Origin of the sequence: Streptomyces sp. NPDC008125 (genome assembly GCF_042957125.1) — a bacterium.
GTDB lineage: Bacteria > Actinomycetota > Actinomycetes > Streptomycetales > Streptomycetaceae > Streptomyces.
Map to the genome: position 1 here is coordinate 127819 of NZ_JBIBHR010000006.1, position 26270 is coordinate 154088.

Here is a 26270-nt window from a genome sequence, read left to right on the forward strand (position 1 = left end):
CCGACCAGGTATCGGCAAAGTCCGATCCGCGTTCGAGTGAGGGCGGGGGCGAGGGCGAGGCTCAGGAACGCCGGGACGGACCGAACCGTCCGCCGTCGGGACGGTCGGAGGGCTCGGGCCGGTCGGGGAGCTCGTGGGGATCGCGGCGCCCGGGCCGCCCCGGGCGGTCGAACCGCTCGGGGATGAGGAACTCGCCCCACACGCACTTGCCGCCGCCCCGCGACTCCACCCCCCAGACGTCGGCGAGCCGGTCGACGAGCATCAGCCCGCGCCCGGAGACTCCGGCGTCCCCCGCATCGCGACGGCGCGGCAGCGCGCTGGAGCGGTCCTCCACGTCCACCCGCAGCCTGCGCTCGCCTCCGGCGAGGATCCGGATGGTGACGATCGCCCCGCCGTCCGTGTGCATCAGGGCGTTGGTCATCAGTTCGTCGGCGGCGAGTTCGATCTCGTCGGCGCGTTCCCTGGCGCCCCAGGCGCGGACCGCCGCCCTGATCATGTGACGGGCCGAACTCAGCGCCTCCGGGTCGTTCTGGGCCACGTGCTGCCGGAGCCGCCCGCCGGGCTGCGGCGTGGGCGCCGCGTCCCGCCGCAGCAGGAGGACCGCCACGTCGTCCTCGCCACCGCGCTCGTCGACCGAATCGCAGAGCCGGCCGGCCAGCCGCCGGATGTCCTGCGGGCCGGCCCGCACCATGTCGGTCAGCAGCCGCATTCCGGCGTCGAAATCGGTGTCGGGAAGCTCCACCAGCCCGTCGGTGTAGAACACCAGCGTCTGCCCGGGGTCGAGTTCGACGGTGCTCACCGGATAGTCCAGGCTGCCGAACTCGGCCGAGAGTCCGAGCGGCAGGCCGCCTTCGACGAACAGCTTGTGGCAGCTGCCGTCGGGGTCCCGGATGAGGGGCTCCATGTGCCCGGCCCGGACCATCTGCATCACCCCGGTGGTGAGGTCGACCTCGGCGTAGTTGCAGGTGGCGAAGCGGTCCGTGTCCAGCTCGTGCAGGAAGACGGAGGCGCGGGCCATGACCGTGGCGGGGCTGTGCCCCTCGGCGGCGTAGGCGCGCAGCACGATCCGGAGCTGTCCCATCACGGCCGCGGCGTGGGTGTCGTGGCCCTGCACGTCCCCGATGACGGCGCCGACCCGGCTGCCGGGGAGCGGGATGACGTCGTACCAGTCGCCGCCGATGTCGCGCCCCATACGGGCCGAGCGGTACCGGACGGCGACCTGCGCGCCCGGCACCTCCGGGATGCGGCGCGGCAACATCGCCTGCTGGAGCCCCTCGGCGAGGTCGTGCTCCTGTTCGTAGAGCATCGCGCGCTGGAGACTCTGCGCGATCGAACTGCCGAGGGAGACCAGCAGGTTGCGCTCGTCGGCGGCGAAGCCCACCCGGTCGTTGTACAGCAGGCCGAGCGCGCCGATCGGGCGGGCCTGGGCGATCAGTGGCAGATAGGCGGCGGAGGTGATCCCGAGGTGGCCGACCTGGGCCCAGAGCTCGGGGTACGAGGTGGCGAAGTCTTCGGAGGTCTCGATGAACCGGGGGTCCAGGGTCCGCAGCACTTCGCTCATCGGGTACCGCTCGTCCACCCGCGTGTAGCGGGTGCCCGGCACGAACGACCCCTCGGGTCCGTCCGCCACCAGATGGATGCGCCCGGCCTCCAGCAACCCCATGACGAGGCTGGTCGCCCCCAGGTGGGCCAGGCCCCGGGAGTTCTTGAGCACGTCGATGACGTCCTGCACCGTACGTGCGCTGGCCAGCGCAGCCGACGTGGCCTGCACCAGGCTGGTCCGCCGGCGCCGCTCCTCGTCGAGTTCCTGACGCGCGGCGGAGTCCGCCAGCTCCTGGGAGGCGTCCCGGACGATGCCCAGGATGCGGCGGGGCCGGCCCTCGGCGTCGCGGCGGATGAAGCCCTGCGTGTGGGTCCAGCGCAGCGAGCCGTCGCGGAGCCGGCACCGGAAGTAGGCGCCGTAGCTCTCCCGTCCGGCCGTCAACGCCTGCGTGACCATGGCGTCGAGCCGGGCGCCCTCGTCCTCGGGCACCCGCAGGGAGAGGGAGGCCGGCTGGTCGTCGTACTCCTCGGCCCGCAGATCGAACACGTCCAGTGCGGGCTGGTCCATGTGCATGAGGCCGCTGTCCAGATCCCAGTCGAAGCTGCCCATACGGTTCAGGGCGAGGCTGAGGTCCGGGTGGGCGGGCCAGTCTTCCGGGAATGACAGGGCACCGGCTGCCCGATCATCCATGTCGGCCACTCTGCCACCCTTTGTCCGATTCTTCGAGCGGTTCGCGAGGCGGGCGGGCCCGAGCGGCGCGACGCGGCCCGGGCCGGTCACGCCGTGGCCGTCTCCTGAGCCGCTTCCGCCTCACCGGAGTCACCGAGGTCACCGGGATCACCGGCGGGGTCCTGGAAACCCGAGTCCTCGTTCCCGGTGAAGTCCGGCAGGCCGTCGATGGACGGGTCGCCCGTGAAGTCCGGCAGGCCGTCGGCGGACGCGCCGCCCGTGAAGTCCGGCAGGTCGTCGATGGACGGGCCGCCCGTGAAGTCCGGCAGGCCGTCGATGGACGCGTCGCCCGTGAAGTCCGGCAGCTCCACATACGGATCCCCCGTGAAGTCCGGCAGGCCGTCGGCGGACGCTTCACCCGAGTCAGGGGAGCCGGGGGCGTGGACGCCGTCCGGGCCGGTGGAGGCGGCGTCCGAATCCGCCGCGCTGTCGGGCCGCTGCGCGTCGGCCGAGAAGGGGAAGAAGCTGTCCCCCGGACCGGCCGCCGGCGGGGCGGAGGGGTTCCTGTCCTCGGCGCCCTCGCCGCTCGGCCGCTCGATCCACGCACCCTCGACGAGGTCCGCGATGACCAGGCTCTCCAGCACGCCCGAGCTGGGGGCGACGTCCAGCACCCGGTCCGGGGCGTACCCGGCCCAGCGCACACCCCGGTCGGCGATCCGTCCCGTGAGGGGTACCGCGGGCGCGAGCGGGTTGCCGGAGGCGCACCGCACCCGGGGCAGCCCCCGGCTGTCGACCATCACGGCGGTACCCGCCTGGAGCACGGTCTGGAAGCTGATGGGGGCGCCCGAGGCGAAGCCGTGGTCGGTGACCCGTACGTCGGCCCGCAGCACTACGGGGGTCAGCGCACGCAGGTATCCGGGGATCTGCACCGCCTCGACGCCCGCCACCCGCGCGAAGGCCCGGGCCCGGGTGGGGTCCTCGGTCAACAGATCGGCCTGGGCGTCCACATCGCAACTGGGCGTGTTCCGGACACCTCCGTAGAGCCCCGCCGCGTCGCCCGTGACGGTACGGGCGGCCGGAGCGGCGGCGGGGGCGCCGCCCGCCGGAAGCGGCTCAGCGGCCTCGGCCCCGGGGACCGCTCCGGCCGTGGACCGGGTGAAGGGCGCCGGTCCCCGGGCGGCGGCCGACTGGAGCAGTACCTCGTGGCCGACGGTCGTCGCGGCGGGCCGGGCGGCGCCGGGTGCACCGGTACATCCGGCCGCGGAAAGGGCCGCCACGGAGACCACGGCGGACAGGGCATACGGAAGTCGTCGGGACGAGCGCACGGTGCTCTCCTGCCAGTACGTACGGGGGTGGTGGGTCCCCTCATGTCTGACGCACCTCCGTACCGGTCGCAAGCCGGGATACGGCCGCCCGGCGCAGTCTTGAACACGTTCAAGGAACGTACTAAGCTCGAGGACGGATCACCGCGCCGCGCCCGCGGCACCACGGTCGGACGCCGAACAGAGGGAGGCCCCCCGTGCCCGCCTTCACCTACCCGGAGACCGGCGCCACCCGTCGGCGCCCACTGCCGCGCGGCTACGACCACCTGCAGCACCGCGCTCCGGTGGGCCGGGGCCGCGCCTCGTTCGAGGCGGCCGGCGCGGCGGTGACCGAGTGGCGCATGCACCGTGCGACAGGGTTCCTCGTCGCGGCTTCCGCCGACCGCGCGGAGGTGGGAGCATCCGTCGAAGTGGCCCTGCGCCTGGGGCCTTTGCGCGTCAAGGCTCCCTGCGAAGTGGTGTGGACCGAGTACACCGGCGAGCGCATCGGCTTCGCGTACGGAACGCTCGACGGTCATCCGGAGCGGGGCGAGGAATCCTTCGTCGTGGAGCTCGCCGACGACGGCACCGTCTGGTTCGCCGTCACGGCGTTCTCCCGGCCCGCCCTCTGGTACTCCCGCATGGCCGGACCGTTCGTCCGGGTGCTCCAGCGGAGCTACGCCCGATACCTGGGGCGGACACTGCGCCGCATCGCCGCCACCTGAGCTCAAGCCGGGACGGCGGGTCGCCACGACCGCCGCGTCGGTCACACGGTGCGGGGCCGGGCTGACCGATACTGACGCCGGTGGACTGGTTCACCGCGGACGACTACGGGCTGAGCAGGCTGATCTTCCAGCGGGCTCTCGCCGCCATCTATCTCACCGCATTCCTCGCCGCCGCCCTCCAGTTCCGCGCGCTGATCGGCGAGCGGGGCATGCTGCCGGTGCCCGAACTGCTCTTGCGTACCCGCTGGACCACCGCTCCCGGACTTTTCCGGCTCCACTACTCGGACCGCTTCTTCGCCGCCGTCGCGTGGTCCGGCTGCGCGGTCTCCGTCGCGCTCCTGGGCGGGCTCGACGGCCTGTTGCCGCTGTGGGGCGCCCTGATCCTGTGGGCGCTGCCCTGGGTCCTGTACCTCTCGATCGTGCAGGTCGGGCAGGTCTGGTACGGCTTCGGCTGGGAGTCGCTGCTGCTGGAGACCGGATTCCTGGCGATCTTCCTGGGCAACGAGAGGACGGCTCCGCCGGTTCTGACGCTCTGGCTGATGCGCTGGCTGCTGTTCCGGGTGGAGTTCGGGGCCGGTCTCATCAAGATGCGCGGGGACGAGTGCTGGCGCCGGCTGACCTGCCTGGACTTCCACCACGAGACGCAGCCGATGCCGGGCCCGCTCAGCTGGTTCTTCCACCATCTGCCGGCCCCGGTGCACCGGGTGGAGGTGGCCGCCAACCACGTCACCCAACTCCTGGTCCCCTTCCTCCTCTTCACCCCTCAGCCGGTGGCGAGCGTGGCGGCGGCCGTCATGGTCGTCACCCAGCTGTGGCTGATCCTCTCCGGCAACTTCGCCTGGCTGAACTGGCTCACCGTCGCCCTCGCGCTCCCGGCGATCGACTGGTCCCCGCTCGCGGGCCCTTCCCGGCCCCTGCCCGCCGCACCGCTCTGGTACGAGATCGTGGTCTGCGCGATCACCGTTCTTCTCCTGGTGCTCGGTTACCGTCCGGCCCGCAACCTGCTCTCCCGTCGCCAGGTGATGAACCGCTCCTACGACCCGCTTCACCTGGTCAACACCTACGGCGCGTTCGGCAGCATCAGCAGGGTGCGCCTCGAAGTCGTCGTCGAGGGAACCGACGACACGGTGATCCACCCGGGTACCCGCTGGCGGGAGTACGGCTTCCGGGGGAAGCCGGGGGATCCGGGCCGCCTCCCGCGCCAGTTCGCCCCGTACCATCTGCGGCTCGACTGGATGATGTGGTTCGCCGCGCTCTCCCCCGCGTACGCCCGTTCCTGGTTCGGCCCGCTCACCGAGCGGCTCCTGCTCGGCGACCGCGACACCCTGCGGCTGCTGGGCCACAACCCCTTCCCCGACGGGCCGCCCGCCCAGGTGCGGGCGTCGGTGTACCGGTACCGCTTCACCGACGCCGCCGAACTGCGGAGCACCGGGCGGTGGTGGCACCGCACCTACGTACGGGAGTTCATGCGTCCGGTGCGCCGGCCGCTGCCGCTCCGGCCGCCGGAGGACTCCGGGTGACCGAAAGCGAGGGCGAGCGCCCCGACGTGCGAGAGCCCCGGTCCGCCCGTCGGGGCGGGAACCGGGGCTCTCGTGCACGACGGGAGACCGAGGGTCAGTCGATGCCGGGCAGGATGTGCGGTTCGGCGAGATCGTCCTCGTATCCAGCCAGCCGGATCGGGGCCGACCTGGCCCAGACCTCGATGTTCCGGAGCTTCTCGGGCCTACGGGCCCGATCGCCGGTCCGTTCGGCCGGTCGCTTCTCGTCTGTCGTCAGTTCAGGTGTCACCGCGCACTCCTTCGCGTCGCGTAACCCCCGGCAGTGGGGTACCGCGGCTTTCTCCACCGCGGACCACCGCACACAGGGGCAGGGGCATGGGCATACGGTCGCGGTGGCGCCGGTACGGGGCGGGACGGCGGCCTGGTTGCAGGCCTGTCCCGGGACGATCGAGGAAGCTTCGTGGATCCCTCGGTGCCGTCCGTTCGCCCCAGCGTAACCAAATGAGCGGCATCCCGCTCGACAGAACGTGTGCCTTGGGTCACTTTCGGCCAAACGAAGCCGTTCAACGGGGGGCGGGGAGGACGGGTGGGACCGGTGGGACGACGAAAAGGAGGACGGCCGCACCCCGGGTCGGGGTGCGGCCGTCCTTCGACAACGCGCTTCAGGCCGGAGTCACCACCCGGCGGGGGCGTAGTCCTTCAGGAAGCAGCCGTAGAGCTCCTCGCCCGCTTCGCCGCGCACGATCGGGTCGTAGACGCGGGCGGCGCCGTCCACCAGGTCGAGGGGCGCGTGGAAGCCCTCCTCGGCCAGGCGCATCTTGTCCGGGTGCGGGCGTTCGTCGGTGATCCAGCCGGTGTCGACGGCCGTCATCAGGATGCGGTCCTTCTCGAACATCTCCTGGGCGCTGGTGCGCGTCAGCATGTTCAGGGCCGCCTTGGCCATGTTGGTGTGCGGGTGGCCCGCTCCCTTGTAGCCGCGGCTGAACACGCCCTCCATGGCGGAGACGTTGACCACGTACGCCCGGCCCGCGGCGGCGGCCATCGCCGGACGCAGGCGGCTGATCAGGATGAACGGCGCGGTGGAGTTGCAGAGCTGCACCTCGAGGAGTTCGATCGGCTCGACCTCCTCCACCGTCTGGATCCAGCTGTTGGTGTCGTGCAGGTCGGGTACGAGCCCGCCCGCGTCGATGGCCGTGCCGGCCTCGATGCGCGCCGGGGAGGCCGAGCCGGTGACCAGCGCGAGAGCGGTGACGTCGGCGGCGGTCAGCCCTTCCTTGCGGGCGGCGGGCAGCGCGGCCACCCGGTCGACGCTGCCGCTGCCGAAGATGCCGATGACCTCGGCGGGCGGCAGCACTCCGGCGGGCAGCGGAGCCGACTCGGCAGCGAGCAGTTCGCTGTACGCCTGCGGGGACCGGCGTACCGTCTGCGCCGCGTTGTTGATCAGGATGTCCAGCGGGCCCTCGGCGGCGACGGAGTCGGCCAGCGCGACGACCTGGGCGGGGTCGCGGAGGTCGATGCCGACGATCTTCAGCCGGTGGATCCACTCGTCGCTGTCCGGCATCGCCTTGAAGCGACGGATCGCGTCGTTCGGGAAGCGGGTCGTGATCGTGGTGTGAGCGCCGTCGCGCAGCAACCGCAGCGCGATGTACATGCCGATCTTCGCCCGGCCGCCGGTGAGCAGCGCGCGGCGGCCCGTGAGGTCCGTACGCGCGTCGCGCCGGGCCCTGTTCTCGCGGGCGCAGTCCTGGCAGAGCTGGTGGTAGAAGGCGTCCACTTCGGTGTACCGGGTCTTGCAGATGTAGCAGGACCGCGGCCGCTGGAGGATGCCCGCGATCTCCGCGGTGGCCGAGGAGGAGGGCAGGACACCCTGCGTCTCGTCGTCGATCCGCTCGGCGGAGCCGGTGGCGGTCGCCTCGGTGACGGCCTTGTCGTGGGCCGTCTTGGCGGCGCGGCGCTCCTGGCGGCGGCGCTGCTTCACCGTCCGGTAGATACCGGCGGTGGCCCGTCGCACCCTGATGGCGTCCGGGTGGTCGACGTCGATGGAGTCGAGCTCGTCCAGCACGCTCAGGCAGACGGCCAGCCGCTCCGGAGCGATACCGGGACCGAAGTCCTCGATCCCGGGCGCGAGTCCCTGGCTTTCCTCTGTCACCGTCATGCTGCTGCTTCCTCTGTCGTCCTGGGTGGTGTCGGCGGATCGGAGTCGGTCAGGTCCTCGTGACCCCGGCCGCGTACCGCCGGACACCGCCTGCCCCGCGGGCCACCGGTCGTCGCGGGCCCGGACACCCGGTCAAGTCTGCCATGTGCGCGCCGCTCCTCCGTCCGGGTGTACACATGCTCCGCGCGCGCGGAGGTGGGCGCGGCCCAGGACGGCCGGTGACGCGGCCCACCCACCGCGTCGACGGATCTCCGCGAAAATTTCTGAAATCGGCAGGCATGACTCCGGAATACCCGGGCAGACGCCGGACCGACAGCTACGGCAACAGGGAGGGCGACACCATGACGGCGATGTCACTGCGAACCACCGGAACCGACGCCTCGGAGGCGTCGCGGCACGACCGGGCGGGAACGCGGACACCTGCCGGTGTCGGTACGGAGACGGGCCTGGGCGAGCTGCCCTGGATCGAGGAGGCCGGGAAGGTGGCCCCGCAGGACGCGCGGGCCCTCTCGAAGATCTTCTTCGACCGCCTCCAGACGGTCGAGGAAGGAACCCGCGAGCACCAGTACGCCCGCAACACCCTGATCGAGATGAATCTCTCACTGGTGCGGTTCGCGGCCTCGCGGTTCCGCAACCGGGGCGGGGACGACACCGAGGACATCATCCAGGTCGGCACGATCGGCCTGATCAAGGCGATCGACCGGTTCGACCTGTCCCGCGAGGTGGAGTTCGCCACATTCGCGGTGCCCTACATCGTGGGTGAGATCAAGCGGTTCTTCCGTGACACCACCTGGTCCGTGCACGTGCCGCGCCGGCTCCAGGAGCTGCGCGTCGAACTGGCCAAGGCGAAGGAGCAGCTCTCCGCGAAGCTGGACCGCGACCCCACGGTGAAGGAGCTCTCGGCCCACCTCGACCTCTCCGAGGAGGAGATCATCGAGGGTCTGGTCGCCGCCAACGGCTACTCGGCCGGCTCGCTCGACACCCCGTCCTCCGACAGCGACGACGGCCAGGACCAGCGCGCCTACGCCGAGATGCTGGGCGAGCGGGACCCCGCCATGGAGACGGTCGAGAACCTGCACACCCTCGCGCCGCTGCTGGAGCAGCTCGACGACCGCGAGCGCCGCATCGTGCAGATGCGGTTCGGGCAGGAGATGACCCAGGCGCAGATCGGCGCGGAGCTGGGCGTCTCGCAGATGCACGTGTCGCGGCTGCTGAGCCGGATCGTGGCGCGGCTGCGCGCCGGCATGTCCGTCGAGGAGTAAGGCCACCTTCCAGGTGGAGCAGCCGCCGGACTCGCTCCGGCCGGCCCTCCCGAGACCCACGTCCGGCGCTCCGGCACCGGGCGTGGGTCATTTATGCTTCCAGGCGTGGCGTGGGGAAACCCGCGCCTTCCTTACGAGGGGGTGCAGTGTGACCGAGCTGCCCACGAGGGGTGTGCCGGTCCGTCAGGCGGGACCCGCCGCGGTTCCCGCTCAGCAGACGACGGCCGCCGCGGCCCCGAACGGCTCCGTGTGGGGCGTGGACGCGGTGATCCTTCTGGTGGAGGACGACGCCGGAGACGCCCTCCTGGTCGAGGAGATGCTCTCCGACAGCGACCTCGACCCCTCCATCACCTGGTGCAAGACGCTGGCGGAGGCACGACAGTTCCTGCGGACCTGCCGCACCCCCGTCTGTGTGTTGCTCGATCTGCACCTTCCCGACGTGCACGGGCTCGACGCCGTGACGCAGATCGTGGAGGCGTCCAGGGACGCGGCCATCGTGGTGCTGACCGGACTGACGGAGGCGGGTACCGGGCTCTCGGCCGTGGCCAACGGCGCCCAGGACTACCTGGCCAAGGGCCGGCTCGACCCGGAGACGCTGGGCCGCGCGATCCGGTACGCCCTCCAGCGCAAGCAGGTGGAGCGGGCGGCGGCGGCGCTGCGGGCCAATCAGCAGATGGCGCAGGAGAACGCCCGGCTCGAGCGGGGTCTGCTGCCCGTGCCGCTGCTGCGGGACGACCGCTTCGAGGCGGTGGCCCGCTACGAACCGGGCCGGGTCCACGCGCTGTTGAGCGGTGACTTCTACGACGTGGTGCAGACCGAGGACGGCACGGTCCACGCGGTCATAGGGGACGTGTCCGGCCACGGTGCCGCCGAGGCCGCGCTCGGGGTGTGCCTCCGGGTGGCCTGGCGCACCGCGGTGCTCTGCGGCACCAGCCCGCTCGACCAGATCAACCTCCTGGAGGAGATCCTGGTGGCGGAGCGTTCCGACCCGCACCTCTTCGCGACGGTGACCGCGCTCACCTTCCCGCCGGACGGGAGCCGGGCGGGCATCGTGCGCGCCGGTCACCCGGGGCTGCTGCTGCGCCAGGGCGGCAAGGTCTCCTGGGTGGAGCCCGAGACCGGCATGGCGCTCGGGCTGCTGCCGGGAGCGCGGCACTGGTCGGAGAGCGAACTGGAGCTGGGCCCGGACAGCAGTCTGGTGCTCTTCACGGACGGTCTGTTCGAGGGGCGTACCGGCCCCGACAGCCGCCTCGGCGAGGAGGGGCTCCTCGCGATGGCGCAGGGCTGCTCGGAGCTGGCGGCCCGGCCGTTCATCGACGCCCTCGTCGCGGGAGCCACGGCCGGGGCGGCGCCCTTCGGCGGGCTCGCGGACGACGTGGCTGTACTGCATCTGAGCTGGGAAAAGGTGGAAAACAATGGCTGATCCCCAGGGGAAGCCCATACGCGCTGGAGGCGCCTCACGGCTGTCGGTGCAGAGCTGGGTCCACCTCATCCTGGGCGGCTTCGTCGTCGTGGTCGTCACGTGTCTGGTCATCGGCGCGGTCGTCCTCAACGACATGTCCGCGCGGACGACGGAGCTGGTCGACCGGGTCCAGCCGGCGCGCTCCGCCTCCTTCCAGCTCCAGAACGCACTGCTCAACCAGGAGACCGGCGTCCGGGGCTTCGTGCTGACCGGCGACGACTCGTTCCTCGAACCGTACAAACAGGGTCAGCGCGACGAGAAGGAGCGACTGGCCCGGGTGCGGGAGCTCGTCGGGTCCGAGCAGCCGTACGCCGGTGACCTGGACCGGATCGCGGCGGCGGCCGCGAAGTGGCGCACCTCGCAGGCCGAGCCGCTGATCGGAGCGGTGCGGGCCAGCGGTCCCACGGGGGAGGCGTCGGCGCCGCTGCTCCAGAGCAAGAAGGAGTTCGACGCGCTGCGTGCTCTCTACGGCGCCCAGCAGGACCACCTGGACCAGGCCCGTGACCACGCCCGTGACCAGTTGGACGACGCCCGCGCGACCCGCGACCGGGTGCTCCTCGCGCTGATCGCGGGGTTCCTCGCCTCCGTGGTGGCGCTGAGCCTGCTCTTCCACCGCGTGGTCGGCAGGCCGCTGAAGCGGCTGCGCGCCGCCTCGGACGACGTCACGTCGGGGACGTACGAGGGGAAGATCGACGTACGCGGTCCGGCGGACGTGCGGTCGGTGGCCACGGCCGTCGAGTCCATGCGGGTCCGGCTCGTGGACGAGCTCGCGGAGTCGCGGAGCCGCGAGACGCTGCTCGCCGAGCAGACGGAGGAGCTGCGGCGTTCCAACGCGGAGCTGGAGCAGTTCGCGTACGTCGCCTCGCACGACCTCCAGGAGCCGCTGCGGAAGGTGGCGTCCTTCTGCCAGCTGCTGGAGAAGCGGTACGGCGAGGAACTGGACGCGCGCGGCAAGCAGTACATCGACTTCGCGGTGGACGGCGCCAAGCGGATGCAGGTCCTCATCAACGACCTGCTCACCTTCTCGCGGGTGGGCCGGGTGCACGAGAGCTGGCAGCAGGTGGACATGGAGCGCGGGCTCGACCGCGCGCTGGCCAATCTGACGCTGGCGATCGAGGACGCGGCCGCGGAGGTCGTCCGGGACGAGCCCCTGCCGGAGGTGCTGGGCGACTCCACCACGCTGGCGATGGTGTGGCAGAACCTGATCGGCAACGCGGTGAAGTTCCGCCGCGCGGACGTCCCCTGCCGGATCGAGGTGGGGTGTGTCCGCGAGGACGATGTGTGGCACTTCACAGTGGCGGACAACGGCATCGGCATCGCGCCGGAGTTCGCGGACAAGGTGTTCATCATCTTCCAGCGGCTGCACGCCAGGGACGCCTACGACGGCACCGGCATCGGGCTCTCCCTCTGCCGCAAGATCATCGAGTTCCACGGGGGCCGGATCTGGCTGGACCCGGAGCCGGTTGAGGGTACGCTGATCCACTTCACCCTGCCCGTCAGCCCGGAAGCCCCCACGCACACCACGGCGGAGCTCCTGGCTCCCGCTCTGCTCGCCGCCCCGTCCGGAGATGCCACGTGACCAGTTCCGTACAGCCCATCGAGGTCCTCCTGGTGGAGGACGACCCCGGCGACGAGCTCATGACGCGCGAGGCGTTCGAGGACAACAAGATCCGCAACACCCTGCACGTGGTGCGCGACGGGCAGGAGGCGCTGGACTTCCTCTACCGGCGCGGCCCGCACGCGGACGCTCCCCGGCCCGACCTGATCCTGCTCGACCTGAACCTGCCGAAGTACGACGGCCGCCAGGTGCTGGAGCAGATCAAGAGCGACGCCGAGCTCGCCATGATTCCGGTGGTGGTGCTGACCACGTCCTCCGCCGAGGAGGACATCCTGCGCAGCTACAAACTCCACGCCAACGCCTATGTCACCAAGCCGGTCGACCTGGACCAGTTCATCGCGGCGGTCCGGCAGATCGACGACTTCTTCGTGACGGTGGTGCGGCTTCCCGGGCGTACGTGAGCCCGCCGCCGGTTTTCCGGTTTCACCAGGAGTGGGATGCCCCGGCCCGGGTAGACGGCTCCCGTGACAACGACTCTCACCTCCCCCGCCGGGCCCTGGCTGGAGCACATGAACGAACAGGCCGCTTCGTTGCCGGACGTACCCGGACCTGGCATCCCGTGCACCGGCGTACTCCTCACGGCGGAGGTGTTCGACGGTGAGCCGGGGTGCATCGCGCAGGCGCGCGCCGTGGCGGACCGGTTCCTGACCCGGCTCGCGGCCGAGTGGTTCGCCCCGCTCGGCGCCCACACCCGCAGCGATCTGATGCTGACGGTCAGCGAGCTGGTCACCAACGCGGACCGCTACAGCCATGGCCCGTACCTCCTGGAGCTGGAGGGCACCGCCGAGAGCGTGAGCGTGACGGTCTACGACAGCAGCACCGCACTTCCGGTGCTGTACTCCCCCGACCCCTCGCGGCTCGGCGGGCACGGCATGGAGATCGTGGTGGCACTCTGTGACCGGGTGACGGCGGAGGCGGTGCCGGTGGGCAAGCGCATCCGGGCCGAGTTCCGGCTCGGTTCCTGAACCCCGACCCCGCAGAACCCCGACCCCGCAGAGCCCCGGCTCCGAAGAACCTCGGCTCCGCGACGCCTCGGCCCCTGGACGGGCGGTCTCGGCCCGGACGCGCGGGGGCGCCCCTCAGCGCACCGGCTGGCCCTTGCCCAGGGCGATGACACCGTTGCCGGAGACTGTGTAGAACTCCCGGTCCCGCTCCGGGTTGACGCCGATCGCCGCGCCGGGCGGCACGTCGACGTTCTTGTCGAGGATCGCTCCCCGCACGATGGCCCCGCGTCCCACCCGGACGTTGTCGTGCAGCACCGATCCCTGGACGACGGCTCCCTCGGCGACGACGACGCCGGGCGAGAGGACCGACCGGGAGACCTGGCCGCGGATGACGCAGCCGGGACTGATGACCGACTCGCTCGCGATCCCGCCGGCCACGATTCTTGCGGGCGGCAGCGGCCCGGCGTGGGTGTAGATGGGCCAGCGGCGGTTGTCGAGGCTGAAGGCGGGCCGGTCGGAGAGCAGATCCATGTGGGCGTCGTAGTAGGCGTCGAGTGTGCCCACGTCACGCCAGTAGCCGTGTTGTACGGACGTCTCGCCCGGCACGTGGTTCTCGTCGAAGTCGTAGACCTGCGCCTGCCCCCGCGCGGTGAGCATCGGCAGGATGGAGCCGCCCATGTCGTGGACCGAGTGCGGGTCCTCGGCGTCCCGGTGCAACGCGTCCACCAGGACCTTCGTGGTGAAGAGGTAGTTGCCCATGGAGGCGAAGACCCGGTCGGGGTCGCCCGGCAGACCGGGCGGGTCGGTGGGCTTCTCCAGGAACCTCTCGACCTGGGTGCCGTCGGTGCCGGGCGTGATGATCCCGAACGCGGACGCCTCGGCGCGCGGCACCTTGATCCCGGCGACGGTGACGCCCGCCCCGTTGTCGATGTGCTTGGCGAGCATCTGGCGCGGATCCATGCGGTAGACGTGGTCCGCGCCGAACACGGCCACGTAGTCCGGCTGTTCGTCGTGGACCAGGTTGAGCGACTGGAGGATGGCGTCGGCGCTCCCCAAGTACCAGCGCGGGCCGAGCCTTTGCTGCGCGGGCACCGGTGTGACGTAGTTGCCCAGCAGGCTGGACATCCGCCAGGTCGTGGAGACGTGCCGGTCCAGCGAGTGCGACTTGTACTGGGTCAGTACGCAGATACGCAACACGTCCGCGTTGACCAGGCTGGACAGGACGAAGTCGACCAGCCGGTACGTGCCGCCGAACGTCACCGCCGGTTTGGCCCGGTCGGCGGTGAGCGGCATCAGCCGCTTGCCCTCCCCTCCCGCGAGTACGATTCCGAGCACCGAAGGTCCACCGCGCATCGCCGCCCCTTTGTCCGACCTCCACCGGCGCCTTTGCCGGTGGTCACTCACCTGTCGCGCAGATCTCCCGGTACAGCTCCGCGGTGCGGCCGGCCACCCGGTCCCACCCGAACTCCTCGACGGCGCGCCGCCGTCCGGCCGCGCCCATCCTCCGGGCCCCGGCGGGATCGCCGACCACTTCGTTCAATGCCTGGGCGAGCCGTAGTTCGAACCGTTCCGGCTCCTTCTCGTCGTAGGGGACGAGTACCCCCGTGACCCCGTCTTCCACCACTTCGGGGATACCGCCGACGGCGGAGGCGACCACGGGCGTACCGCACGCCATCGCCTCCAGGTTGACGATGCCGAGCGGCTCGTACACCGAGGGGCAGACGAACGCCGCCGCGTGAGTCAGGAGTTGGACGATGTCGGGCCGGTCGAGCATCTGCGGGATCCAGTGCACGCCCTTGCGGCCGGCGTCGAGCTCCTCGTGGGCGAGGCGGAACTCCTCGGCGAGTTCCGGGGTGTCGGCGGCTCCGGCGCACAACACCAGCTGGGTGCCCGGCTCCAGGTGGCGCGCGGCACGCAGCAGGTGCGGGACGCCCTTCTGGCGGGTGATGCGCCCGACGAACAGGACGTACGGCCGGTCCGGGTCGATGCGGAGCCGGGTGAGGACGTCCGTGCCGGGGTCGGGTGCGTAGAGGCGGGTGTCGATGCCGTTGTGGACGACCCGCACCCTGGCCGCGTCGAGCTCCGGATAGCAGGCGAGGATGTCGTCCCGCATGCCGTGCGACACCGCGACGACCGCGTCGGCGGAGGCGAGGGCGGTGCGCTCGGCCCAGCCGGAGAGGGCGTATCCGCCGCCGAGCTGCTCGGCCTTCCAGGGACGCAGGGGCTCCAGCGAGTGGCAGGTGACCACGTGCGGCACGCCGTGCTGGAGCTTGGCGAGGTGGCCGGCGAGATTGGTGTACCAGGTGTGCGAGTGGACCAGGTCGCGGTCGCCGAGGGCGGCGGCCATCGACAGGTCCACGGAGAGCGCCCGCAGCGCGTCGTTGGCGTCGGCCGGGAGCGCCGGGCGGTGCCAGTGCACGCCGTCCTCCCGCCCGTCGGGTTCGCCCCAGGCGTGCACGGCGAGATCGACCAGTGGCCGTAGTTCGCGCGCCAGGAACTCGACGTGCACGCCGGCGCCGCCGTAGACGCCGGGGGGGTACTCGCGAGTGAGCAGTCCGACCCTCATGCCTTGATGGTCACTCACGCGGCGCCCGCGCGAAAGACCCCGTCACGTTGCGGGTACGCGGTGTGGCGGTGCGGATCTTCTCCGGCGGCCTCGGAGAAGGAGGGCTACCGTCGAAGGAAGGACGTCGCACACCTGCCCGTACTACAGAGGCAGTACGCCGGATCGCCCCCTCTGGGACGACGACTCGGCGGCTCGCGGAGGACATCGTGGTCCCATGAGTTCCCTGGTGTTGTCGGTGCTGCTGTCCCTGGTCTCCGCGGTCGCCTACGCGGCCGGGGCGATCGTGCAGGAGCGGGTGGCCTCCGGCGGGGACCGGCGCTCGTACGCGCCGTTGCGCAACGCCGCCTGGTGGGCGGCCGTGGGGCTCAACGGCGCGGGGGCGCTGCTGCACGTGGTGGCGCTGGCGTACGGCCCGCTGAGCCTCGTCCAGCCGCTCGGGGCGCTGACGATCGTCTTCGCGCTGCCGATGGCGGCGCTCTTCGTCGGGCGGGCGGCGGGGCGCACCGCGTGGCGTGGGGCCGTCATGGCGACGGTGGGACTCGCCGGACTGCTGGCGCTCACCGGGAGCGCCGAATCGCACGCGCTGGGTGGTGCCGAGCGACTGCTGCTGGCGACCGCGACCTTCGGGGCGGTCGCGGTGCTCTTCCTGGCGGGTCAGGGGCTGGGGCGTGGCTCGCACGCCGCCGGACAGGCGGGACTTCCGGCACATGCTCCCGGGGCGCAGCGGCCGATGCTGCGCAGTGTGGTGCTGGCGACGGGTGCGGGAGTGGCGTTCGGGATGGCCTCGGTGTTCACCAAGACGGTGGCCGTCGAGTGGACCTCGGGCGCGCTCGGTGAGGGGCTGCCGTCGCTGCTGGTGATCGCGGTGTTCGCCGCCGCGGGGCTGCTGCTGTCGCAGGCGGCGTACCGGGGGGCGGGGCTGACCGCGCCGCTGGCCACGGTGACGGTGGTGAACCCGGTGGTGGCGGCGGTGGTCGGGCTCACGCTCTTCGGGGAGCACTTCCGCTTCGGGCCTCTGGGGACCCTGCTGGCGCTGGCGAGCGGCGCGCTGGCGGCGGCCGGGCTGGTGCTGCTGACGACTCAGCGGGTGGCCGCCGAGCGGCAGGACGGCCGGCCCGTCGGGGAGGCGGACGGGGCGGGCTCCGGGGCGACGCGGCGCCGTACGCCCGGTCCCCGGAAGGGCGGGCGGGGCCGGGTGGCGCTGCCGGAGCCCGCCGAGGAGCCCGAACCGCCGGCCGCCGGATCGGGCGGGGCCGAGCGGACGCGTTCCCCGGCGGTGGGCGGCCCCGCGTCGGCCGCCCCCGGTAGCGGGATCAGACCTTGACCCCGCCGGCCCTCAGGTAGGCGAGGGGGTTCACGTCGGAGCCGTAGGCGGGTCCGGTACGGATCTCGAAGTGGAGGTGCGGGCCGGTGGCGTTGCCGGTGGAGCCGGAGCGGGCGATGCGCTGTCCGGCGGAGACCTGCTGGCCGGCGCGCACGTTCAGGGCGGAGAGATGGGCGTACTGGCTGTACTTGCCGTCGCCGTGGCGGATGACGATCTCGTACCCGTACGCACCGGCCCAGCCCGCGGAGACGACGGTGCCCTTGGCGACGGCCTTCACCGAGGTGCCGGTGGCGACCGGGAAGTCGACGCCGGTGTGATAACCGCTGGCCCAGGAGCCGGACTGGTGGTACGGAGTGCCCAGGGACGCCTGGACGGGGGCGACCATTCCGACGGCCTTCGACGCCGGCTTGGCGGGGGCCGGCTTGGCGGGGGCCGGCTTGGCCGCCGGTTTGGCTTGCGCGGGCTTCGCGGCGGGCTTCGCGGCCGGTTTGGCTTGCGCGGGCTTCGCGGCGGGCTTCGCGGCCGGCTTGGTCACCGGCGCGGTGGCGGCGGGCTCGGTGGCGGTGGGCTTGGCGGCCTGCTGTCCCGCGGTGCCGCCTGACGCCCGGGCGGGGGCGAGGTCGAGTCGCTGGCCGGGAAGGATGAGATCGGGGTCCTCGCCGATGACCGTGCGATTGGCGGTGTAGAGCCGCTGCCAGCCGCCCTGGAGCCGCTCGGTGGCGGCGATGGCGGAGAGCGAGTCGCCGCGCGCCACGGTGTACGCCTCGCGCTTGCCCGGCACCGAGGTGGGGGTGGCGGCGGAGGCCTTCTTCGGCGCCTGCTCGGCCGTGGCGGCCGGGGTCTGCCGGGGCGCCTGCTGGGCAGCCTGCTTCGCGGTGGCCGGTAACGCTGCGGGGCGGGACCCCTGGGCCTGGGTGACCGTACCGGACCCCACGTCGTCCCGCGTCAGCCCCGCCCGGTCGGAGCAGACCGGCCAAGCGCCGGGGCCCTGCCCGTCGAGGACCTTCTCGGCGATCGCGATCTGCTGGTCCTTGGTCGCGAGATCGGCGCGCGCGGCGAAGGCGGTGCCTCCGTACGCGGCCCAGGTGGACCCGCTGAACTGGAGTCCGCCGTAGTAACCGTTGCCCGTGTTGATGTGCCAGCTGCTCGTCGACTCGCAGGCGGCGACCTTCTCCCACGTGTCCGTCGACGCGGCGTGGGCGGTGCCCGCCGTGATCAGCGGCAGGGCTATCCCGGCACCTCCCGCCGTCACCGTGAGCGACGCCCGGTTGATCCGGCTCGGCTGGTATCTGCGATGCCGTCCGTTCGCGGCCATGATGCGGCTCCCCCGCTGGCAGGTGGACACGGTTCAGGCGTCAACTTAGGTGCGCGCAAAGGCTCGTGACAAGTGCACGACCGCGTCGGCGTCCCCACCGGAGCCGGGCGCAGACGCCCGGCACCCGCTCTCCAGGGTGCCTGACCAGGGCCGTCGGCAAGGCGGTGGCGCTGCGGACCGTGGTCGGCGGCCAGGGCCACCGACGGTCGATCAGCCGGGGAGGACCGCGTTCCACTCGTCCCGGGTGGGGCCGTCGTGCCGGGGCGTGAAGTCGGGGCGTGCGGCCAGCCACGCGCTCACGTGCCGGTCCACCTCGTCGGTGCCGTAGGCCTCGTGCGGGTGGCGCAGGAGATGGCGCACCTGGGCCCGGGCCCGCATGACGACGGGATCCTCGAAGGCGCAGGCGGCCCGGGCGGCGGACCAGCGGTCCGGGTGCGGTGAACCGGACGCGAGCCGCTGCCCGTTGGCACGGTCGGCGGCCACCTGCCCGTCGAACCACGGGCGGAGGGCCTGGTTCGTCCACGCGTGGTACACCGCCGGGTCGGCGGCGATCCGGTCGGCACGAGTGGCGAGGTACTGGGCGGCGCGCAGCCCGAGGGCCGTTCCCTGGCCCAGGGTGGGGTTGGTGTGGACGAGGCTGTCCCCGACGCCGACCAGGCCGGTGACGACGGGTCCGCGGTCGTCGGTCAGCGGGGTCCAGCGGTTGTCCAGGCCCGCCATCGCCAGCACGCCCGACTGCGGTTCGGGCGCCAGGGCGAGCCAGGCGCCGAGGGCGGGAAAGAGCCTGGCCGCGGCTTCGAACACGGCCGGATCGGTGAGCGCGCCCCGGCCCGGATCACGGGTGGAGAGCACCAGGTTCACCGCAAAGGTCTCGTTGTCGGAGGGGAAGACCCCGGCGAGTGCGAACGGTGCGGCCGAACCGGTCTTCACCCGTCCAGGACCGCGCGGGCCGTCGGGCCGCAGGCGGTACCAGCGGCAGAGATACGCGATCCCCGTCCGATGACTTTCGGCCACGGGCGGGCGGCAGCCGGTCCCGGTCAGCCAGCCGGGCACCGGCGAGCGCCGGCCTGCCGCGTCGACGACGAGGTCCGCCCGGTGCGTCTCCTCCCCCACCCGCACGCCGGTGACCCGGGCGGGACGGCCCGCCTCGACGGTGAGGCCGTGCACCCGGCGGCCCGACCGCACTTCGACGGCGGGTTCCCGCCGCACGGCCGCGACAAGGGCGGCCTCCAGCACGATGCGCCGGGTGCGCAGGGTGACCAGTTCCTCGTCGCCCGGACGGTACGGGGGATGCTCGTCGAACCAGTCGAACTCGTGGTACTCCCGGGCCCCGCGCGCCAGCAGGTCGGCGTACACGTCGGGGGTCTCGGCGCGCAGCACCGTACGTACGGGCGCGAGGAGCGCGTGGGGTTGGTCCGCCTGCGGGACCCGGGGTCTGCGCCAGTGGAAGAAGTCCTGGTCCAGGTCGTCGCCTGCCTGTCGGGCGTCCTGCTCGAAGAGCGTGACCGGGTGGCCGCGCCGGGCGAGCATGAGCGCCGCCCCCAGCCCGCTGATCCCCGCCCCGATCACCGCGACCCGTGCCATGTGCGCCCCCTCGCGTCCCGTACTCGTACCCGTTCCCTGCCTCTGCTCAGGGGGCGCCTCCGCTCAGAAGGTGGCTTGCGCTCAGGAAGGGTCCTCCGCCGAGGAGGCGGCGGTGCGTACGGCGGTCGCGGCGAGGGTGGTGTACCCCATCGTGAAGCGTCCCCCCAGGGAGTCGATGGCACCTCCGACCGCCTCCAGTACCTCGGCCAGCTGCTCGGGACGGAGTCGGGTGAGGCCGCCGGTGGTGGGGAGCAGATCCAGCCATTGGTCGCGCGTGTAGGACCGCTCCCAGTCGAAGCGCCACTGCTCGGGATCCTCGAACTGCCCGGTCTCCCGGATCGTGTCGGCGACCTTCGCGTAGGCCGCCTGGTAGAGGCCGAGCGGACGCCGGGCCGGCTGACCGCTGAACGGGGAGTCGGGCGCCGCCCGCCGGAGGGCTTCGGCCAGCGGTTCCGCCACCTCGGCCGGCGGCTCGTACACGTGCCCGAAGATCGCCAGTCGTCCCCCTGGACGGAGCACACGGGCCGCTTTCACGGCACCCGCGACCGGATGCACCCAGTGCCACGACTGGGCGGCGACGACCGCGTCGAAGTTCCGGTCGCCCGGCTGCCAGTCTTCGAAGGTGGCCACCTCGACCCGCAGGCCACGGGCGCGCGCGAAGTCCGCCATCCGCGCATCGGGCTCGATGCCGAGCACCTCGCAGCCGGCCGCCCGGAACTGGCGGGCCGCGATGCCGGTACCGCAGCCGACGTCCACCACGTCGAGCACGTCGGCCCCGTCGGCCCCAGGGCTTCCCGCGACGATCCGCGTCACGAGTGCGTCGGGATAGCCGGGCCGGGCGCGGTCGTAGCGTTGCGCGTCCACGCCGAACGACTCGGCCGTCCGCCGGGCCTGATACGTCGCCACGCGGGGCGGTTCCGGCTGCTCTCGCGGTAGTGTGGGCATGCGCCCACTTTAATGGGCGCATGCCCACTCGACAACGGGTTCCGAGGGGCTGACGTACGAGAGGATCCGTGAGTGCCGACCGGGGTGCACCTTCGCGACGCGCGGCAGCAGCTGTTCGAGGCCGCCGAAAGCGTGCTGCTGCGGGACGGGCCGAACGGGCTGACCAGCCGGGCCGTCACCGACGAGGCGGGCTGCGCCAAAGGCGTCCTGCACCGGCACTTCGCCGACTTCGACGCCTTCCTCACCGACCTGGTGCTCGACCGGGCCGCCCAGTTGGAGCGGCAGGCGGACGTGCTGCGCGGGTCCGTCGGCACGGGCACGGTGGCCGACAACCTCACCACTGCGCTGACCACCCTGTTCGGGCCGGTTCCGGTGGCCATCATCCCGCTCATCACCTTCCGGGACGAGTTGCGGGCACGGCTGCGGCACGCCCGGCCCGGAGGCGGCATCGCGATCCTCGCCGAGGCCACGACCGCGATCTCCGGCTACCTGGCCGGCGAGCGGGAACGGGGCCGCATCGCGGCCGACGCCGACATCGACTCGCTCACCCTCTCCCTGGTCGGCGGCGGGCACCTCCTCTTCGCGGACCGCGACCCCGGTCCGCCGGCCACGGCGGCCGTCAGCAGGCTCGTGACCGCGGTCGTCGCAGATGCCGTGGGCAGGCGACCGGCTTGAGAGAACCGCCGCGATCGCTGTCGAACGGCGGCTTCCACGGGTGCCGCTCCCACGTGGTCCGGGTGAGTTCGTACTCGACTTCGCCGTGCTCGGAGCCTTCGATCGCCTCCGGCCAGTCTCCGGTGAAGCAGCGGAGGAACGACAGGCCCGCCTTCGCCATCACGCGCCGGGATCTCGCGTTGACCGCCATGGTGTTCGCGGTCACCCGCTCCACCCCGAGAGCCGTGAAGCCCTCGCGGATCAACGCCCGTGCTCCCTCGGTGGCGTAGCCGCTGCCCCAGGCGGCCCTGTGCAGCAGCCTGTAGCCGAGTTCCGCCACTGCGGCGTCATGGTCGTCCAAGGGGCGGAATTCGAACCAGCCCAGGAAGACGCCGGTGCCCTTCCCTTCCGCGGCCCAGTAGCCGCGGGTCCCGAAGCACGGGTGGTCGTGGAGGAGCCTGGGCAGGGTCTGCGCCCGGATCACCGCGCGGCTCGTGGGCCGCCCGCCGTTGATGAAGCGCATGACGTCGGGGTCGTTGTCCAGTGCGAGCAGGTGGTCGGTGTCGGCCTCGGTGAACGCGCGCAGCACGAGCCGATCGGTCTCCAGGAAAGTGTTCACGCCGCGATCTTCACCACCGGCAGCCGGGACCGCCATCGGATATGCGCAGCAGCCCGCGGAGGAACGGGCGTACGCGCCACCTCGGTCACGACGGCGGGTTGGCTCCCTGGATGACCGGCCGGCGGGAGCACGCTGCCGCTGACATGAGGAGCTGGACTCCTGTGCCACGGAGGGTCACGAGGGCGGTGTGGACGGGGTCGAGTTCCTCCACCGGGCGCCCGAAGTAGGCAAGGACCCGTGTCACTTCCAGGTCGATGGCCGCTGTCGAGTCGGTGACGCGGTCGAAGTGGGCGCCGAGGCGAACCGTCCCGAGCATGCAGCGCACGGTGGCGGTGACCTCGGCCGGTCCTACGACGGTGAGCTGATCGATCGCCGGTTCCACCCCGGCCGCCTGCCTGTCGGGGGCGAGGGGCTCGGTCACGACACGGCGCCGGTGCACCGGACCAGGATGCCGGCTCGGCTCGGTCGTCGTGCGCGTCTCCGCGGAAGGCGACGACGTCCTCGCCGATCCCGACTGCCGCCAGGAGAACGTCCAGGGCTCTGCCCGCCTGCTCGTGCGGCCGGGTGAGCCGGACGCACGAGTCCACCTGGGGCGACGAGCGGGGCAGTCGTGCATTCCGGGACGGATCAACGGAGCGCGAGCTTGAACCCCTCGTGGCTGCGCGCGAACCCCAGTGCGGTGTAGAAGCGGTGCGCGTCGTCGCGCTGCTTGCTGCTGGTCAGCTGGATCAGCGCGCAGCCCCGCGCGCGTGCCCGGGCGGCCGTGAGTTCCATCAGGGTGCGGCCGAGCCCGCCGCCGCGCCGGTCCGCGCGGATCCGTACCGCTTCGACCAGGGCACGCTCGGCGCCGCCCTTGCCGAGTCCCGGGACGTACGTGGCCTGGAGGCACCCCACCACCGTGCCCTCGCCCTCCACCAGGACCAGCATCTCGTTGCGCGGGTCCGTGTCGATCGCCGTGAAGGCGCGCTCGTACGCCTCCGTCACCACGACCGACGCCGGGTCCGCCACACGTTCCTCGTCGGCGAGCAGAGCCAGTACGGCGGGCAGGTCGGCGCGGGTGGCGGGGCGGAGAACGGGAGAGGGCACGGGCTCGGAGGCGGACCCGGCGGGCCCGGACGCGGGCTCGGAGGAAGGAGACATGGCACAGACCCTAACGGGACCCCGACCAGGGAACTTCGCTCGCCCCGGTCCGGTGGTCACGCTCCGGGGCGGGCGCCCCAGGGTTCCACCCGACCTGGCCGGAGAACTCCAACGTCCCTCCGGGTCACACCCCTTCGGCCACCACCGCCCTGGCCCGCACCGCGTCCGCCGGGGTACGGGCGGGGCCGGCCGGGGCGTCGGGGGACGGAAGCGGGGCGGGGCGGCTGCCGCCGCGGGCGAGGAAGTCGGAGAGCGGCAGGGTGGCCGCGCCGACGGTGACCGCGTCCGGGCCCAGCCGGCCCATCTCGATGGTGACGCGGGCGGCGGCGTGCCGGAGCGCGTACGCGTCGGCGTACCGGCGGATCGCGGGGAGGAGGTGGGGGCCGATCAGCAGTCCCGCCCATCCGCCGAGCAGGATGCGCTGCGGCAGGAAGAGGTTGACGAGGTCCGCGAGTGCGGCGCCGAGGCATTCGGCGGTCTCGTCGAGCAGGGCCACCGCGACGGGGTCGGGGTCGGCGCCGCCGGGCGGCGGGTAGGCGGCGGCGAGGAGGGCGGCGAGCGCCGCTTCGTCGTCGGTGTCCTCGGGGAGCGGTCCGCCGGCCTCGTACCAGCGTTCGCGCATCGCCTCGCCACCCGCGTACGCCTCCAGGCAGCCGATGGAGCCGCAGCGGCACCGGCGTCCCCTCAACTGGACGGTGGTGTGGCCCCATTCGAGGGGGACGCTGATGCGGTTCTCGTCGAGGACACCGCCCCGGTTCACGCAGGCGCCGACGCCGGAGCCGATGAGAGCGATGGCGGCGGCGTCAGCGCCGCGACCACCGCCGAACCACATCTCGGCCTGCCCGAGCGTCTTGGCACCGTTGTCGATGAAGAACGGCACCTCGGCGGGGATGTCGACGGCCTCGCGCAGCAGCCGCTCGAAGGGGACGGCCCGCCAGCCGATGGTCTGCCCGTGCACGACCGCCCCTGGTCCGTCGGGGCCGTCGCTCCCCGAGGGGTGGGGGCGTTCGATGATGCCGGGAACGCCGATACCGATGCCGAGCAGCCGGTGCGCGTCGGCGCCCGCGTCGGCGAGGACGTCGGCGACGGCGGCCCGCACATGGGCCACGATGCGCTCGACGTCGTACCCGTGCTGCGCCAGCGGTCGTTCGGTGCGGGCGAGTTCGGTGAGAGCGAGGTCGAACAGCTCGACGCGCACCCGGGTCTCGCCGATGTCGATCCCGATCAGCAGGCCGCCCGCGGGCGCCACCCGGAGGAGGGTGCGGGGCCGGCCGCCGTCCGAGTCGACGATCCCCGCCTCTTCGAGGACCCCCTCCGCGACGAGTTCGGCGACGACGTTGCTGATGGAACCTGAACTCAGCCCGGTGGCCGGGGCGAGCTCCTGGCGGCTCAGCGGGCCGTCGAAATACAACCGTTGCAATACCCTTGCCCGGTTGCCCCGCCGCAGGTCACGCACGGTCCGTCTGTTGCGCTCGGCCATGTTGCTCCCTTCCTTCCGGCAACATACCCCGGTCCAACCCCTTGACGCGACCTTCCTTCAGCTCTTAGATCACGGCATAAATTAAGTCATGGAGGCCGTTCGGTTCCCGAACGCAGCCATCCCCGGAAAGGGGCCATCCCGTATGCGCAACATCAGAGCCGCCGCAGCCGTCACCCTCGCGATCTCCATCGCTGCCGGAGTCACCGGCTGCGGAGGCGGGTCCTCCTCGGGCGGCGGAAGCAACGAGTCGCCGAAGACCCTCACGTACTGGGCCTCGAACCAGGGCCCGAACGTCGAGGCGGACAAGAAGGTCCTCACCCCCGAGCTGAAGAAGTTCGAGGAGCAGACCGGCATCAAGGTGAAGCTGGAGGTCGTGCCGTGGGCCGATCTCCTCAACCGGATCCTCGCCGCCACCACCTCCGGTCAGGGCCCGGACGTGCTGAACATCGGCAACACCTGGTCCGCCTCGCTGCAGGCGTCGGGCGCCCTGCTGCCGTGGGACACGAAGAACTTCGACGCGATCGGCGGCCGGGACCGGTTCGTCGAGTCGGCGGTCGCCTCGGCCGGCGCGGCGGGCCAGGACCCCGCGGCCGTGCCGCTGTACTCGCTGTCGTACGCGCTCTACTACAACAAGAAGATGTTCGCGGACGCCGGCATCGCGCAGCCGCCGAAGACCTGGGACGAGCTGGTCGCGGACGGCAAGAAGCTGTCCAAGGACGGCAAGTGGGGTCTGGGCGCCGAGGGCGGCAACCTCTCCAACAACATCCACCAGGTGTTCGTCCTCGGCAAGCAGCACGGCGCCGACTTCTTCGACTCCGCGGGCAAGGCCACCTTCACCTCGGACGGTGCGGTCGCCGCCGTGAAGCAGTACGTCGACTTCATGGCCAAGGACAAGATCATCGCTCCGGGCAACGCGGAGTACGCGCAGAACCAGTCGCTCACCGACTTCGCCAAGGGCCGTACGGGGATGGTGCTGTGGCAGGCCGCGGCCTCCACGTTCGCCGCCCAGGGCATGAAGCCGGAGGACTGGGGCGTCGCCCCCGTGCCCGTCCCGTCCGGGACCCCGGGCCAGGACGCCCAGACCAACTCGATGGTCGCCGGCATCAACATCGCGGTGTTCAAGAACACCAAGAACCTCGACGGCGCCAAGAAGTTCGTCAAGTTCATGACCAGTGACGAGGAGCAGAAGCTTCTCAACAAGACCTACGGGGCGATCCCGCCGGTCAAGGTGGCCCAGGCCGACGACGCGTTCGGCGCCCCGGACCTCTCGGTCCTGCGCGACACGCTGAGCAAGAGCGCGGCGCCGCTCCCCCAGGTGCCGAACGAGTCGCAGTTCGAGACGGCCGTGGGCACCGCGGTCAAGGACCTGTGGGCCGACGCCGCGGCGGGCAAGCCGGTGACCACCGAGACCGTCAAGGCGGCCCTCGAAAAGGCCCAGCAGACCATGGGGCAGTGAGGCACCGAC

23 protein-coding genes are annotated in these 26270 nt (G+C 72.1%); 10 read left to right on the forward strand and 13 right to left on the reverse strand.

All coding sequences use genetic code 11. From position 1 onward, the window contains the following. Positions 1–61: 61 nt before the first annotated feature. Both ACFZAX_RS12485 and ACFZAX_RS12490 read right to left on the reverse strand, forming a co-directional pair. The gene (locus ACFZAX_RS12485; protein WP_390961151.1) at positions 62–2233 is read right to left on the reverse strand and encodes a SpoIIE family protein phosphatase; all 2172 of its coding nucleotides are present in this window, start codon (positions 2231–2233) and stop codon (positions 62–64) included. Positions 2234–2319: 86 nt separating this feature from the next. Beyond that, positions 2320–3537 (reverse strand): DUF6777 domain-containing protein, encoded by a 1218-nt coding sequence (locus ACFZAX_RS12490; RefSeq protein ID WP_390961152.1) that lies wholly within the window; start codon positions 3535–3537, stop codon positions 2320–2322. Between the two features lie 194 nt (positions 3538–3731). Between ACFZAX_RS12490 and ACFZAX_RS12495 the strand changes: the two genes are divergently transcribed. Continuing rightward, positions 3732–4238: a DUF1990 family protein gene (locus ACFZAX_RS12495; RefSeq protein ID WP_390961154.1), complete on the forward strand. Its 507-nt coding sequence runs from the start codon at positions 3732–3734 to the stop codon at positions 4236–4238. Positions 4239–4318: 80 nt separating this feature from the next. Next, a complete protein-coding gene (locus tag ACFZAX_RS12500) occupies positions 4319–5758 on the forward strand; it encodes a lipase maturation factor family protein (RefSeq protein ID WP_390961155.1) in 1440 nt (479 codons plus the stop codon). 94 nt (positions 5759–5852) lie between these two features. On the opposite strand, the gene ACFZAX_RS12505 is transcribed toward ACFZAX_RS12500, so the two are convergent. Both ACFZAX_RS12505 and ACFZAX_RS12510 read right to left on the reverse strand, forming a co-directional pair. Next, positions 5853–6026: a hypothetical protein gene (locus ACFZAX_RS12505; RefSeq protein ID WP_390961156.1), complete on the reverse strand. Its 174-nt coding sequence runs from the start codon at positions 6024–6026 to the stop codon at positions 5853–5855. Between the two features lie 384 nt (positions 6027–6410). Next, positions 6411–7892, reverse strand: coding sequence for an SDR family NAD(P)-dependent oxidoreductase (locus ACFZAX_RS12510; RefSeq protein WP_390961157.1), 1482 nt, complete (start codon positions 7890–7892; stop codon positions 6411–6413). 341 nt (positions 7893–8233) lie between these two features. On the opposite strand from ACFZAX_RS12510, the gene ACFZAX_RS12515 reads away from it, so the two are divergent. The 5 genes from ACFZAX_RS12515 (at position 8234) to ACFZAX_RS12535 (ending at position 13199) form a co-directional block, all read left to right on the forward strand. Further along, positions 8234–9154, forward strand: coding sequence for a SigB/SigF/SigG family RNA polymerase sigma factor (locus ACFZAX_RS12515; protein WP_390961523.1), 921 nt, complete (start codon positions 8234–8236; stop codon positions 9152–9154). Positions 9155–9302: 148 nt separating this feature from the next. Further along, on the forward strand, positions 9303–10577 hold the full coding sequence (locus ACFZAX_RS12520) for a SpoIIE family protein phosphatase (protein WP_390961159.1): 1275 nt from the start codon (positions 9303–9305) through the stop codon (positions 10575–10577). Continuing rightward, the gene (locus ACFZAX_RS12525) at positions 10570–12195 is read left to right on the forward strand and encodes a CHASE3 domain-containing protein (protein WP_390961161.1); all 1626 of its coding nucleotides are present in this window, start codon (positions 10570–10572) and stop codon (positions 12193–12195) included. Before ACFZAX_RS12520 ends, ACFZAX_RS12525 begins: the two co-directional genes overlap by 8 nt. Continuing rightward, positions 12192–12635, forward strand: a complete 444-nt coding sequence (locus ACFZAX_RS12530) for a response regulator (RefSeq protein WP_390961162.1) — start codon at positions 12192–12194, stop codon at positions 12633–12635. Before ACFZAX_RS12525 ends, ACFZAX_RS12530 begins: the two co-directional genes overlap by 4 nt. Before the next feature lie 108 nt (positions 12636–12743). Beyond that, complete coding sequence (locus tag ACFZAX_RS12535) at positions 12744–13199, forward strand: ATP-binding protein (RefSeq protein ID WP_390961525.1); 456 nt, start codon at positions 12744–12746, stop codon at positions 13197–13199. 114 nt (positions 13200–13313) lie between these two features. Here the strand turns inward: ACFZAX_RS12535 and glgC are convergent, their stop codons facing one another. Together glgC and glgA are read right to left on the reverse strand one after the other, a co-directional pair. Beyond that, positions 13314–14531, reverse strand: a complete 1218-nt coding sequence (gene glgC, locus ACFZAX_RS12540) for a glucose-1-phosphate adenylyltransferase (RefSeq protein WP_390961164.1) — start codon at positions 14529–14531, stop codon at positions 13314–13316. A 43-nt stretch (positions 14532–14574) separates the two neighbouring features. Further along, on the reverse strand, positions 14575–15744 hold the full coding sequence (gene glgA / locus ACFZAX_RS12545; protein WP_390961166.1) for a glycogen synthase: 1170 nt from the start codon (positions 15742–15744) through the stop codon (positions 14575–14577). 214 nt (positions 15745–15958) lie between these two features. On the opposite strand from glgA, the gene ACFZAX_RS12550 reads away from it, so the two are divergent. Further along, the gene (locus ACFZAX_RS12550; RefSeq protein ID WP_390961168.1) at positions 15959–17068 is read left to right on the forward strand and encodes a DMT family transporter; all 1110 of its coding nucleotides are present in this window, start codon (positions 15959–15961) and stop codon (positions 17066–17068) included. Here the strand turns inward: ACFZAX_RS12550 and ACFZAX_RS12555 are convergent. The 3 genes from ACFZAX_RS12555 to ACFZAX_RS12565 form a co-directional block, all read right to left on the reverse strand. Beyond that, positions 17058–18383, reverse strand: coding sequence for a peptidoglycan DD-metalloendopeptidase family protein (locus ACFZAX_RS12555; protein ID WP_390961169.1), 1326 nt, complete (start codon positions 18381–18383; stop codon positions 17058–17060). The genes ACFZAX_RS12550 and ACFZAX_RS12555 overlap by 11 nt on opposite strands. 210 nt (positions 18384–18593) lie before the next feature. Next, entirely contained in the window at positions 18594–19967 is a 1374-nt protein-coding gene (locus tag ACFZAX_RS12560; RefSeq protein ID WP_390961171.1) for an FAD-dependent oxidoreductase, read from the reverse strand. Positions 19968–20048: 81 nt separating this feature from the next. Beyond that, positions 20049–20912 carry a methyltransferase domain-containing protein gene (locus ACFZAX_RS12565; protein ID WP_390961172.1) on the reverse strand — a complete coding sequence of 288 codons (864 nt, stop codon included), beginning with the start codon at positions 20910–20912 and terminating at the stop codon, positions 20049–20051. A gap of 72 nt (positions 20913–20984) precedes the next feature. On the opposite strand from ACFZAX_RS12565, the gene ACFZAX_RS12570 reads away from it, so the two are divergent. Then, positions 20985–21587 (forward strand): TetR family transcriptional regulator, encoded by a 603-nt coding sequence (locus ACFZAX_RS12570; protein WP_390961173.1) that lies wholly within the window; start codon positions 20985–20987, stop codon positions 21585–21587. Here ACFZAX_RS12570 and ACFZAX_RS12575 read toward each other — a convergent pair. The 4 genes from ACFZAX_RS12575 to ACFZAX_RS12590 all read right to left on the reverse strand — a co-directional run bounded on the left by ACFZAX_RS12575 (position 21532) and on the right by ACFZAX_RS12590 (position 24805). After that, a complete protein-coding gene (locus tag ACFZAX_RS12575) occupies positions 21532–22185 on the reverse strand; it encodes a GNAT family N-acetyltransferase (RefSeq protein ID WP_390961176.1) in 654 nt (217 codons plus the stop codon). The two genes, ACFZAX_RS12570 and ACFZAX_RS12575, sit on opposite strands and share 56 nt — an antisense overlap. Before the next feature lie 85 nt (positions 22186–22270). After that, positions 22271–22606 carry a hypothetical protein gene (locus ACFZAX_RS12580; protein ID WP_390961178.1) on the reverse strand — a complete coding sequence of 112 codons (336 nt, stop codon included), beginning with the start codon at positions 22604–22606 and terminating at the stop codon, positions 22271–22273. A 206-nt stretch (positions 22607–22812) separates the two neighbouring features. Then, positions 22813–23325 (reverse strand): GNAT family N-acetyltransferase, encoded by a 513-nt coding sequence (locus ACFZAX_RS12585; RefSeq protein WP_390961179.1) that lies wholly within the window; start codon positions 23323–23325, stop codon positions 22813–22815. A gap of 124 nt (positions 23326–23449) precedes the next feature. Beyond that, the gene (locus ACFZAX_RS12590) at positions 23450–24805 is read right to left on the reverse strand and encodes an ROK family protein (RefSeq protein WP_390961181.1); all 1356 of its coding nucleotides are present in this window, start codon (positions 24803–24805) and stop codon (positions 23450–23452) included. A gap of 142 nt (positions 24806–24947) precedes the next feature. On the opposite strand from ACFZAX_RS12590, the gene ACFZAX_RS12595 reads away from it, so the two are divergent. Beyond that, a complete protein-coding gene (locus ACFZAX_RS12595) occupies positions 24948–26261 on the forward strand; it encodes an extracellular solute-binding protein (RefSeq protein WP_390961182.1) in 1314 nt (437 codons plus the stop codon). Positions 26262–26270 lie beyond the last annotated feature (9 nt).